Raw genomic sequence first — 11,886 nt, forward strand, 5'->3', positions numbered from 1 at the left:
CCTTCCGTGTCGGTGCGGGAACGGGCCGTCGGCTACTGGTCGGCGACCGCGTCCTCGGCCTTCTTCTGCAACTCGCCCAGCACCTTGGCCGGATCGCCGCTCACCGCGGTGCCGCCGCTCTTCTTGATCTCGGCCGAGACGGTGTCCCAGGTGGTGTCGCCGAGCGGGTAGAACACCGCGTTCGGCAGCAGCTCGAAGAACGGCTCCAGGTCCTTGTGCTTCCCGCTGCCCGTCATCTCCTTCAGGGTGTCCTCGGTGACGGGCATCAGGTTGTAGGTCTCGTCGAACTTCAGCGTGTTCTCCTTGGAGTACGCGAAGTCGAGGAACTTCCTGATCTCCTCCTGGTGGCCGTTGTCCTTGAAGGCCATCATCCAGTCCGCGACGCCCAGGGTGGAGGTCAGTGCTCCCGTGCGGCCCGGGATGGGGGCGACCCCGTAGTCGACCTTGCCGTCCTTCGCCATCCGGATCAGCGAGGGGTGGCCGTTGAGCATGGCGGCCTTGCCGGCCGCGAAGTCCGCGAACGCCGTCTTGCGGTCCGTCGTCGCCGGGTTGGCGTAGGTGAGACCCGGCGCGACCAGCTGGGACTTCAGCCAGGAGAACGCCTCGACGTTGGCCTTGCTGTCGAGGGTGTACGTGCCCTTGGCGTCCGTGTAGCCGCCGCCGTTGCCGAGCTCCCAGATCAGCGACTCGCCCTGCGCCTCCTCGGGGCCGAGCGGCAGCGCGTACGGGGTGACGCCGGGAGCCTCGGCCTTGATCTTCTCGGCGGCGGCCTTCACCTCGTCCCATGTCTTCGGCGCCTCGTTGATGCCCGCCTTCGCGAACACCGCCTTGTTGTAGAACAGGGCGCGGGCCGAGGAGACGAACGGGATGCCGTACTGCGTCCCGTCGACCTCGCCCGCCTTCGCGAAGCTGTCGATGAGGTTGGCCCGGGTCTTCTCCGACAGCACCTCGTCCGCCTTGTGGAGCAGGTCGTCGGCGACCTTGTCGGCGTAGCCGCCGGTCTGGAGGACGTCCGGCACGTTCCCGCTCTGGATCATGGTCTTGACCTGGGCGTCGATGTCGTTCCAATTGATGACCCGGACATCGACCTTGATCTTCGGGTTGGCGGCGGTGAACCGCTTCGCCACGTCCTCCCAGTACGCCGTGGAGCTGTTGGACGCCTTGTCCCCGTAGTCGACGGCGACGAGCTTCAGCGTCACCTCTCCGTCGGCCGAACCGCCGCCACCGCCGCATGCCGTGAGCGTGAGCGCGCCGATCGCGCAGGCCGCGGAGAGAGCGAGTATGCGCTTGTTCACTGCCAAGACCGCCTTTTGTCACCAACCGACCCTGCCCCAGCACGGGGCCCTTGCGCTCAGCACGCTGTCGCACTGTCGGCGCTCTTGTCAAGAGTTGCTCATTTCTCGGGACTTTCAAGCAGAAGTAAGCGAAATGCTTGTGAGGCGGGGCCCCGGCAGGGGCACCGGTCCCGACATGTGTCCGCGGCATCCCAGTACGATCAGTTCCGTACAAGGGCAGCTCAGGGGCGGGTTGCGCAGGCTCCCGCCGGCATGAGCCCCCAGGAGGCCCGGCGACGACAACCGGTCCGCACCAGTCCTCCCGACAAGGAGTCCGACGATGTCCAAGCACGAGCGCTGGAGCGCGCTGCTGGAACTGCTGGCCGCCGAGGGGCGCCTGGATGTCGAGGAGGCCGCGACCGCGCTGGACGTGTCCAGTGCGACCATCCGCAGAGACCTCGACGAGCTGGCGGAGCAGCAGATGCTCGTCCGTACCCGTGGCGGCGCGATCGCGCACGGCGTCTCCTACGAACTGCCGCTGCGCTACAAGTCCTCGCGGCACGCGCCGGAGAAGCAGCGGATAGCGGCGGCGGCCGCCGACCTCATCGGCGACGGCGAGGTGGTGGGCCTCAACGGCGGGACGACGACGACCGAGGTCGCCCGGGCGCTCGCGCTGCGGGCGAGCGGCGGACAGCGGGAGTCCACGGGGGCGCCATCGCCCGCTTTCACCGTGGTGACCAACGCGCTCAACATCGCGGGCGAACTCGCGGTGCGTCCCCAGATCAAGATCGTGACCACCGGCGGCGTGGCCCGCCCGCAGACCTACGAACTCGTCGGCCCGCTCACCATGGGCGTCCTCAACGAGGTCGTGCTCGACGCGGTCGTCCTCGGTGTCGACGGCGTGGACCCGCAGCTGGGGATCATGGCGCACCACGAGGACGAGGCGAGTGTCAGCAGGCTGTTCGCCGAGCGGGCGCACCGGGTGATCGTCGTGACCGACTCGTCCAAGCTGGGCAGGCGCGCCTTCGCCCGGATCTGCGGACTCGACCGCATCGACGTCCTCGTCACCGACGCCAACATCTCCGCCGAGACCTCGGCCCGCCTGGTCGACGCAGGCGTCAAGGTCGTCGCCGTCTGACACCGCGCCGGGCCCACCGGTGCTGCCCGAAGCGCGGGGGCGGCCCCGGTCGCCCGGCCGTCATCCGCTCCTCGGCGGCGTCGGGGGCGGACCCGCCCCGGTGACGTGCCCATCGGGGACGCGGTCGGGTCCAAGCGGTCATGATTGCCCTGCAGACCGCCCGCCCGGCGCCACTTGGGTGCTGCGCGGCCGGCAGAACAACCCGTCGGCCCGATTCATCGACTCGGTCGACAGGAGCAGACTGCTCATCGTCGAACACGCCATCACGATGCCCCACAATCCAACGGCGCGTTCGCACACAACCCCACGGGACCCCTTGACCGCTCCTGCCCCTCGCGAGACTCTGGCCGCCCAACTGGTTTAGACCACATGGAGTCTCAGTGAGACGACGCGACGTGACATCACTCGCCTGCCTGATGGCCACGACCACGACCGCCCTGGTCTGCCTGACGCCCCCCGCCGCCGCGCGCCCGGCCGTCGAAGCGGTCCGCACCTCCGCCCTCCCTCCGGTCTCTCCCACCCCCCAGTCCCTCACCCGCTCCGGAACCGACGCCGCCGTCACGGACCGGGTGCTGGTCGTCGCCGACGAGCGCACCGATCCCGCCGCCCGCCATCGCCTCGTCGAGGAACTGAAGGCGCACGGTGCCCAGCGCGTGGACGTCGTCGCCCCCGGCAGCATCCCCCCGGCCGCCGCCGGTCTGCTCACCGTGCGCCTGGGACCGGCGGCCCGCCCCGACATCGCCGCCGCGCTCGCCGGCACCGCCGCGCCCGACCGCGCCGAGGGCTACGCGCTGCGCGTCTCGGCAGCGCACCCCGGCGCGACGATCGCCCTGGGAGGCTCGGACGCGACGGGCCAGTTCTACGCGGTGCAGACCCTGCGCCAGCTGTTCGTGCGCGCGGACGACGGCTGGAAGGTCGCGGGCGCCCAGGCGGCGGACTTCCCCTCCATGCCACTGCGCGGCACCATCGAGGGCTTCTACGGGCAGCCGTGGACCCACGCCGAACGCCTCGACCAGATGGACTTCTACGGCGACGTGAAGGCCAACACCTACATCTACGCGCCCAAGGACGACCCGTACCACCGCAGCAAGTGGCGCGAGCCGTACCCGGCCGCCAAACTCGCCGAACTGGGCGAACTGGTGCGGCGGGCCACCGCCAACCACGTCCGCTTCACCTTCGCCGTCTCTCCCGGCGAGTCGGTGTGCTACTCCGACCCCGAACACCGCAAGGACCTCAAGGCCAAGCTCCAGGCGCTCCACGACCTCGGCACCCGCGCCTTCTCCGTCCCGCTGGACGACATCAGCTACACCCGCTGGAACTGCGAGGCGGACCGGGCCGCTTACGGTGCCCCCGGCCGGCAGGCGGCGGCGAGGGCTCAGGTCGACCTCCTCAACGACGTGCAGCGCACCTTTGTGGCCACGCACGAGGGCACCCAGCCGCTTCAGATGGTCCCCACCGAGTACGGCGACCTCACGGACACCTCGTACAAGCAGACTCTCCGGGCCACGCTCGACCCCGCCGTCGAGGTGATGTGGACGGGCACCGACGTCGTGCCGCCCAGCATCACCAACCAGCAGGCGGAAGGGGCGGCGAAGCTCTTCGGCCGCAAGGTGTTCGTCTGGGACAACTATCCCGTCAACGACTACTGGAACACCGGCGGACGGCTGCTGCTCGCCCCGTACGACAAGCGGGAGGCGGGCCTGTCCCGGCATCTGACCGGCATCGTCGCCAACCCCATGAACCAGCCCTACGCGAGCAAGGTCGCCGTCTTCGGCACCGCCGACTTCACCTGGAACGACGCGGCGTACGACGCGCGCGCCAACTGGCCGCGCGCCATGGCGTATCTCGCCGGCGGCGACCGGGCGGCGACCGAGGCGCTGCTGGTCTTCGGCGACCTCGAACACATGGCGCCCACCTTCGGTGCCACCCCCTGGCAGCCGCAGGCGCCGGAACTCGCCCGCCGGGTCGCGGCGTTCTGGTCGGCGTGGGACGCGGGCGACCGGTCCGGCGCGGTGCGGGACCTGCGGCCGTACGCGATGTCGATCGAGAAGGCGCCCGGGACGATCCGCGGCGGTGCCGTCGAGGACGGGTTCGTCACCGACGCCGCGCCCTGGCTGGACGCCACCGAGCTCTGGGGTCGCGCCACCGTCATCATGCTGGACGCTCTCGACGCCTGGCGCTCCGGCGACCGGGACAGGGCCGCCCAACTCCTCGCGCAATCACGGTCCCTGCAGGACCGGGCCCGCGCGGTGCGGGTCGATCCGGCCCGCAACACGTGGGGCAGGGTCCAGCCGAAGGTGGGCGACGGCGTGCTCGACACCTTCCTCGCCCAGGCCGAGGCCCGTATGCGGTGACCGGTCCGCGGTGCGGGCAGCGGTGCCTTGTTGAAAACGATTGCCATTCCATCTAGGGTGTGCGTCGTCGCGTCGTGTCCGCGACGGGCGGGGCCGTGGCGGGCCGCGGCCGTCGCGCCCGGCGGCGCACACCGGTGCCGTACCGCGACCGCAGGCGGCGGGACCGCCGCCTCCTGAACGGGAGTTGCGCCTCGCCTTCCCCGGGGCCGCGGCGTCCCGCCGGCCGGCGCCGGGACTCCTCCTCCCCGGCGCCGGTCCCACCGTCCGCCGAAGCCTTCTCGTCCCCTGGGAGTCCGTCACCCATGCAGCACGTCCGGGCCCGCCGCGCGGCCGCACGCAGGAACGCGGTGCTCGCCGCGCTCCGGGACCTCGGAGGTTTCGTCAGCGCCCAGCAGCTCCACGTGACGCTCGTGGACCAGGGGTGCGTGGTCGGGCTCTCGACGGTCTACCGGGCACTCGCCGAGGCCGATGCCGACGGACTGCTGGAGACGGTCCACGGCTCGGGCGGCGGCCGCGCCTTCCGCTACCTCTCGGTCCACGAACACCGCATCCGGTGCACGGTGTGCGGGGACAGCGTGTCGTTCCTCTCCCCGGAACTGGAGCACTGGATCGAGAGCCTCGGCCCCACGTACGGCTTCCACGACGTGCGCCACGCCGTGAGCGTGACCGGCACGTGCGCCCTCTGCGCGACCGGCCCGGCGGACGACCCACCCTGACGCGCGGCCGCGCACCACCGATCCAACCGTCCGCCGTGCACGCGCCCTTGGGCCGCGCCGCGACCGTCCTGAACGGCAGCCCGAGCCGCGGCGAACAGCAGGGCAACGCGGCGACCTCGGCATGCGGCGCGCGCCAAGTGGCTGTCGTGTTCACGTACTTCTCGGGACCCGGCCACTTCACGGGCGGCCACGGGTCATCGACCCCCACGAGGGTTCTGGCGGTTCACACCGAACAGCCAAGGAGGACCCCGTGGGCGTACGCCCCCTGTCCCGGCGGAAGTTGCTCGGCCTCGGCGGCGCAGGGGCCGCCGCGCTGATGCTGGGCACCGGCGAATGGAGCACCGGCGCCGCGTTCGCCGCACCCGCCATGAAGGGCAACCCCTTCACGCTCGGCGTTGCTTCCGGCGACCCGCGGTCCGACGGCGTGGTGCTGTGGACCCGTCTCGCCCCCGACCCGTTCGCGCAGGACGGCCTCGGCGGCATGCCCGCGACACCCGTCCGCGTGCACTACGAGGTCGCCGAGGACGAGCGGTTCCGCCGTGTCGTGCGCAGCGGCAGCGTCGTGGCCACGCCCGAACTCGCCCACTCCGTGCACCCCGAGATCGAGGGCCTGCGACCCGACCGGGTCTACTACTACCGCTTCCGCGCGGGCTCCGAGATCTCACCGGTCGGCCGTACCAGGACCACCCCGCTGCCGTGGGCGGTCCCCGCGGACCTGAAGTTCGCGTTCGCCTCCTGCCAGGCCTGGCAGGACGGCTACTTCACCGCCTACCAGCACATGGCCGAAGAGGATCTCGACCTCGTGGTCCATCTCGGCGACTACCTCTACGAGTACGGCGTCAAGACGAACAAGCGCGGTGTCGTCACCGACCCGAAGTTCCACACCGAGACCGTCGACCTCGCCCGCTACCGGCTCCAGTACGGCCTCTACAAGTCCGAGGCCCCGCTGCAGCAGGCGCACGCCCGCTTCCCGTGGATCATGACGTTCGACGACCACGAGGTGGAGAACGACTGGGCCGACGGCATCCCCGAGAAGGACCAGGACCCCGAGGCGTTCATGCTGCGCAGGGCCGCCGCCTTCCAGGCCCTGTACGAGCACGCGCCGCTGCGCCGCCCCCAGCTGCCCGAAGGCCCGGACGTGCAGATGTACCGCAGGCTCTCCTACGGGCGCCTCGCCGACTTCACCATGCTCGACACCCGGCAGTACCGCGACGACCAGGCGTGCGGCGGCGGTGTCTCGGCGGACTGCGCCGACCGCTTCGCCCCCGACCGGACGCTGCTGGGCGCCCGGCAGCGGGACTGGGTCCTCAAGGGCTTCAGCCGTTCCCCCGCCCGCTGGCAGATCCTCGGCAACCAGGCCCCCATGGGCCAGACCGACCACGACCCGGGCCCCGGCACGACGGTGTGGACGGACCCCTGGGACGGCTACGTGTCCGAGCGCAACCGACTGCTCGCCGAGGCGGACTCCCGCGGGGTGCGCAACCTCGTCGTCATCACCGGCGACCGGCACCAGAACTACGCCTGGGACCTCAAGCGGGACTACGCCGACCCCCAATCGCCCACGGTCGGATCCGAGTTCGTCGGCACGTCCGTCACCAGCGGCGGCGACGGCGCCGACATGACGGCCCAGGGGCAGACGTTCCTCGCCGCCAACCCGCACATGAAGTTCTTCAACGGCCAGCGCGGCTATGTGCGCGTCCGTGTCGACGGCAGCCGCTGGACGAGCGACTTCCGTGTCATGCCGTACGTCACCAGGCCCGGAGCCCCGATGAGCACGCGTGCCCGCGTCGTGGTCGAGGACGGCGTGCCCGGCGTCCAGGTCTGACGGCACCTCACGCGGAGGCCGTGCCGGCGGAAGCCGGTGCGGCCCTCGCCGCGACCGGCTCACCTCCGCGGCACTGGCACGGCGGCGGTGCGCGGGTCCGGCAGCGGTCGGACCTGGCGCGGGCGGGGCGCTGCCAGGGTCAGAGCCGGCCGCTGCTGCGGCGGCGAAGAAGGACGGCTCCGGCGGCCGCGGCCACGCCTGTCAGGGCGGCGCCCGCGGCGACCTCACTGGTGCCAGGTGTGTAGGAGCCGCCGAGGCCGCCTTGCGCTGCCGTGCCGGCAAGGACGGTGAACGTCGCGCTGGCGGTGCGGCCGCCACAGTGCACGCTCAGGGTGGCCGCGCCGGGGGTTGCGGTGTTGTCCACCCGCGCGGTGGCCGTCGTCGTCGCACCCGCGGGCAGCGTGACGGTGGGGAAGGCGGCCGAGGTGACGGTCCCGCCGCCGGTACAACCCGAGGCGGTGACCGTCAGCGTTGCGCCCTGATGCACCTGCGCCGGGCTCACCCGCACATTCGACGGCCCCGATGCCGCCCCGGGAGCGCCGTCCGCCCACGCCACCGTCGGCGAGAGCGCCAGTATCCCGACGACGGCTGCTTCGGCCAGCCCGACACATATCCGTGAAACACGCATGACACTCCTCCCGAAAGGCAGCCCTGGCGGTGGAAGGCGCGGCCGTAGCGTTCCCGGAGGGGGTGTCGTCGGCTGCCTCCCGTACACACTCTGCGCACGATCACCGGCAGCGGCACGCCCACATCACCCTTGTCCTGTCCCGAAGATGGGGGGAAGCGCAGGTGACAGGGGGTATCGACGGCGTGGGCCGGGCGGTGGCGCGTTGGTGCAGTCGGCCTATCGACGGCCTGTTCCGCCCGGCCCGGCGGACGGGAGGCATCCTCCCGCCGGCGCAGGACAACCGGTCGGGTCGGTCAGGCGCTCAGCGCCGCCGACACGACCGCACGGGCCTCCTCCTGGACGCGGGCGAGGTGCTCGGGGCCGAGGAAGGACTCCGCGTACACCTTGTAAACGTCCTCCGTGCCGGACGGGCGCGCCGCGAACCAGGCGTTGGCCGTGGTCACCTTGATGCCGCCGATCGCAGCGCCGTTGCCCGGCGCCTCGGTGAGCACGCCGGTGACCGGCTCCCCGGCCAGCGTGCCGGCCGTCACCTGCTCGGGAGACAGCCGGCTCAGCACCGCCTTCTCCTCCCGCGTCGCCGGGGCGTCGACACGGGCGTACGCCGGCTCCCCGAACCGGTCGGTGAGCGCCGCGTAGTGCTCACTCGGCGTCCGGCCCGTCACCGCCAGCATCTCGGAGGCCAGCAGGGCCAGGATGATGCCGTCCTTGTCGGTGGTCCACACCGAACCGTCGCGGCGCAGGAACGAGGCCCCGGCCGACTCCTCGCCGCCGAAGCCCAGCGTGCCGTCCGCCAGCCCGTCCACGAACCACTTGAAGCCGACGGGCACTTCCACCAGCTCGCGGCCGACGTCGGCGGCCACCCGGTCGATCATCCCGGACGACACCAGCGTCTTGCCGACGGCCGCCCGCGCGGGCCACTGCTCGCGGTGGCGGAAGAGATAGCCGATCGCGACCGCGAGGTAGTGGTTGGGATTCATCAGCCCGCCGTCCGGGGTGACGATGCCGTGCCGGTCGGCGTCCGCGTCGTTGCCGGTGGCGATGGCGTAACGGTCCCGGGCCTCGATCAGTGAGGCCATCGCGTACGGCGAGGAGCAGTCCATCCGGATCCTGCCGTCCCAGTCGAGCGTCATGAACCGCCAGGTGGGATCGGTGTGCGGATTCACCACGGTCAGGTCGAGCCGGTGCTCCTCCGCGATACGGCCCCAGTACGCCACCGAGGCGCCGCCCAGCGGGTCCGCACCGATGCGCACACCCGTGGCCCGCACCGCGTCCAGATCGAGGACGGCCGGCAGGTCCCGCACATACGAGCCGAGGAAGTCGTACCGGCCGGTCGTCTCCGCGGCCAGGGCCCGCGCATACGGCAGCCGCAGCACGTCTTTCAGCCCGCCGCCGATGATCTCGTTCGCCCGCTCCTGGATCCAGCCGGTCGCCTCCGACCCGGCCGGTCCTCCGTTCGGCGGGTTGTACTTGAAACCGCCGTCCGACGGCGGATTGTGCGACGGCGTGACCACCACCCCGTCCGCCCGCCCGCCCGGCCGCGACCGGTTGTGGGCGAGGACGGCGTGCGACACCGCCGGCGTGGGCGTGTAGCCGTCGGCCGAGTCGAGCAGCACGGTCACGCCGTTGGCCGCGAAGACCTCGACGGCGGTCACCCGCGCGGGCTCGGACAGCGCATGGGTGTCCGCGCCCAGGAACAGGGGCCCGTCCACGCCCTGACGCGCCCGGTACTCGCAGATCGCCTGGCTCGTCGCGGCGATGTGGTCCTCGTTGAAGGCCGTCGCGAGGGACGACCCGCGATGCCCCGACGTGCCGAACGCGACACGCTGGGCCGGGTCGGCCGGATCGGGGTGCAGGGCGTAGTACGCGGTCACCAGCCGCGCCACGTCGATGAGGTCCTCCGGCCGCGCCTGCTGTCCCGCGCGCTCGTTCGGCATCCGTCCACTCCTCCACGTCGGTCGGGTCCGTTCAGTGTGGCGTCACCGTGTCCGGCGGCGCGAGGCGGCCCCGCCGGGACTTCCGTGCACGCCTGCCAGGAACTTCACGGGTCCCGGCGGCGTTGCCATGGTGACGCGCGGGAACGCGCCGAGTACGGACCGGAACGACACGGGCAGAAGCCGAGGTGCACCAGTGGCGATGTGGGATCGGATCAAGGACCAGGCCAAGAGCCTGCAGCAGCAGTCCCAGGGCGCGCGGGGCGCGGCCGGACACGGCAGGCCGGGACCGGGCTCCTCGGGCGGCTCCCGCGCCCAGCTCGTGAGCACGCTGAAGACGCAGCTCACCTCGCTGAAGACGGAGTTGAAGAGCGGCGCCTACCGGGACGCGAGCATGGCGATGTGCGCCCTCGTGGCCGCCGCCGACGGGCATGTCGACCCGGCCGAGAGGCAGCACGTCGAATCGCTGATCCTCGGCAACGACGTCCTGCAGAACTTCCCGCCGGAGCAGCTGCGCCAGCGGTTCAACAAGCACGCCGACCAGCTGGCCTTCAACTTCCAGCAGGGCAAGGCAGAGGCCCTGCAGGAGATCGCCAAGGCCGCGAAGAAGCCGGCGGAGGCCCGTGCCGTGATCCAGACCGGTTTCGTCGTGGCGGGAGCGGACGGGTACGTGGCACCGGCCGAGGAGCAGATCCTCCGCGAGGCCTGCTCCGTCCTCGGACTGTCACCGGCCGAGTTCGGTCTGTGAGCACTGCTCCGCCGCCGTCCCGGGGCAGGGACGGCGGCGGAGCCGGTGGTGTCAGGTTTCGTCCCGCAGAGATCGGCCTGCGCCGCGTGCACGGTCCTTGGCGTCCCCGACTGCCTTCTTGGCCCGGGCCTTCGCCTGGTCCGCGCGGCCCTCGGCCTGCATCCGCTCGTTGCCGGTGGCCTTGCCCATCGTCTCCTTGGCCTTGCCCTTCAGCTTGTCGGCCTTGCCCTTGTCCTTCGCCATGACGTACTCCCAGGTGGAGGCGGCGGCCGCAGGACCGCGGCCGAGTGAAATCTCACCCTGCGGGTACCCCGTTTCTGGACGACATGCATGCGGAGCGGCAGGTCATCACCGGGGCCGCCGCGGATCCGCCGTCCCGGGAGGCGCCGGGCAGCCGCACGGGCCACGATGGAAGAAGGCGGTGGCATCCATGAACAACAGTCCTGATACCTATGAGCTCGTATTCCAGGCCCCTGCTGTGGAGGACGACGTCGTCGTGGTCCGCCGCACCGAGAGGGCGGGCGCGGGCGGCTACCCCGTGTACGAGGACGACACCGGCATCGTGCGCGCGGAGATCAGCGACCGGGGCGAGGTGAGGATGCTGGCCAGCGGCGGACACCAGACCTACCACTTCCCCGTCCTGGCGCGCGTCCCGGCCCCGGACCGGGCAGGCCCTCCGCCGGAGGCCCCACAGGGCGGCCGCACGGGTCAGCCGGCGGCTGCCTGACGGAGCGGGTCCACGGCGAACCGCAGCGCACCACCGGCTTACCAGGACAGACGCGGATCCCGTGCGTGCTCCGGCGAGTGCTCGGGCGGGATTCCGCCCTGGCCGGTCCGGAGCAGGACACCGGGATCCGGGCTGTCCGCACGCCACGACGGGGGAGGCGTGTGAATGCGCCGAGTGCCCGGGATCGCCACCTCCACCAGCGCGCCGTCCCGGAACATCCACAGGCCGAAGCAGTCGTCGTCCTCGTCGTGCAGCATGACCTGCACGCACTCCGGGTTGTTCCACGGCAGCGACTCCAGGTCCCTGAGTACTCCGGAGCGCTGCTCCCACCGGGAGAACTCGATGTACCAGCCGCCGACGAACCAGTCGGGTATCTGCTCGAACCGGCCGCGCCAGGTGCGCGCCTCGTCGTACCGCGTCAGCGGCTCCATCACCTCGTCCTCGTACCGCGCCAGCACGATGATCTGCGCCATTCTGCTCATGGCCGCATGTCATCGTCCGCGGGCGCCGAGGGCAAGTCGTTTACGGCGCCGACGCCGACGGCT

General features: G+C 71.6%; 11 protein-coding genes. 6 read left to right on the forward strand and 5 right to left on the reverse strand.

Annotated elements, in window-relative coordinates; genetic code table 11:
* Positions 1-32: 32 nt before the first annotated feature.
* Positions 33-1,295 (reverse strand): extracellular solute-binding protein, encoded by a 1,263-nt coding sequence (locus ACF08N_RS04300; protein ID WP_392323057.1) that lies wholly within the window; start codon positions 1,293-1,295, stop codon positions 33-35.
* Between the two features lie 319 nt (positions 1,296-1,614).
* On the opposite strand from ACF08N_RS04300, the gene ACF08N_RS04305 reads away from it, so the two are divergent.
* From ACF08N_RS04305 to ACF08N_RS04320, 4 genes are all read left to right on the forward strand, one after another.
* The gene (locus tag ACF08N_RS04305) at positions 1,615-2,412 is read left to right on the forward strand and encodes a DeoR/GlpR family DNA-binding transcription regulator (protein WP_392323058.1); all 798 of its coding nucleotides are present in this window, start codon (positions 1,615-1,617) and stop codon (positions 2,410-2,412) included.
* A gap of 416 nt (positions 2,413-2,828) precedes the next feature.
* A complete protein-coding gene (locus tag ACF08N_RS04310; RefSeq protein WP_392323420.1) occupies positions 2,829-4,766 on the forward strand; it encodes a beta-N-acetylglucosaminidase domain-containing protein in 1,938 nt (645 codons plus the stop codon).
* A gap of 302 nt (positions 4,767-5,068) precedes the next feature.
* Positions 5,069-5,482: a Fur family transcriptional regulator gene (locus ACF08N_RS04315; protein ID WP_392323059.1), complete on the forward strand. Its 414-nt coding sequence runs from the start codon at positions 5,069-5,071 to the stop codon at positions 5,480-5,482.
* A gap of 316 nt (positions 5,483-5,798) precedes the next feature.
* Entirely contained in the window at positions 5,799-7,307 is a 1,509-nt protein-coding gene (locus tag ACF08N_RS04320) for an alkaline phosphatase D family protein (protein ID WP_392323421.1), read from the forward strand.
* Positions 7,308-7,446: 139 nt separating this feature from the next.
* Here ACF08N_RS04320 and ACF08N_RS04325 read toward each other — a convergent pair whose 3' ends face one another.
* Entirely contained in the window at positions 7,447-7,935 is a 489-nt protein-coding gene (locus ACF08N_RS04325; protein ID WP_392323060.1) for a hypothetical protein, read from the reverse strand.
* 293 nt (positions 7,936-8,228) lie between these two features.
* On the reverse strand, positions 8,229-9,869 hold the full coding sequence (pgm, locus tag ACF08N_RS04330) for a phosphoglucomutase (alpha-D-glucose-1,6-bisphosphate-dependent) (RefSeq protein ID WP_392323061.1): 1,641 nt from the start codon (positions 9,867-9,869) through the stop codon (positions 8,229-8,231).
* Between the two features lie 193 nt (positions 9,870-10,062).
* Here pgm and ACF08N_RS04335 point away from each other — a divergent pair, with 193 nt between their 5' ends.
* Positions 10,063-10,614 carry a tellurite resistance TerB family protein gene (locus tag ACF08N_RS04335; protein WP_392323062.1) on the forward strand — a complete coding sequence of 184 codons (552 nt, stop codon included), beginning with the start codon at positions 10,063-10,065 and terminating at the stop codon, positions 10,612-10,614.
* Positions 10,615-10,665: 51 nt separating this feature from the next.
* Here the strand turns inward: ACF08N_RS04335 and ACF08N_RS04340 are convergent, their stop codons facing one another.
* Positions 10,666-10,857 carry a CsbD family protein gene (locus ACF08N_RS04340; RefSeq protein ID WP_392323063.1) on the reverse strand — a complete coding sequence of 64 codons (192 nt, stop codon included), beginning with the start codon at positions 10,855-10,857 and terminating at the stop codon, positions 10,666-10,668.
* Between the two features lie 187 nt (positions 10,858-11,044).
* On the opposite strand from ACF08N_RS04340, the gene ACF08N_RS04345 reads away from it, so the two are divergent.
* Positions 11,045-11,341, forward strand: a complete 297-nt coding sequence (locus ACF08N_RS04345; RefSeq protein ID WP_392323064.1) for a DUF6296 family protein — start codon at positions 11,045-11,047, stop codon at positions 11,339-11,341.
* Positions 11,342-11,379: 38 nt separating this feature from the next.
* On the opposite strand, the gene ACF08N_RS04350 is transcribed toward ACF08N_RS04345, so the two are convergent.
* A complete protein-coding gene (locus ACF08N_RS04350; protein WP_392323065.1) occupies positions 11,380-11,823 on the reverse strand; it encodes a hypothetical protein in 444 nt (147 codons plus the stop codon).
* Positions 11,824-11,886 lie beyond the last annotated feature (63 nt).

Source organism: Streptomyces sp. NPDC015127, assembly GCF_043080095.1.
Taxonomy (GTDB): domain Bacteria; phylum Actinomycetota; class Actinomycetes; order Streptomycetales; family Streptomycetaceae; genus Streptomyces.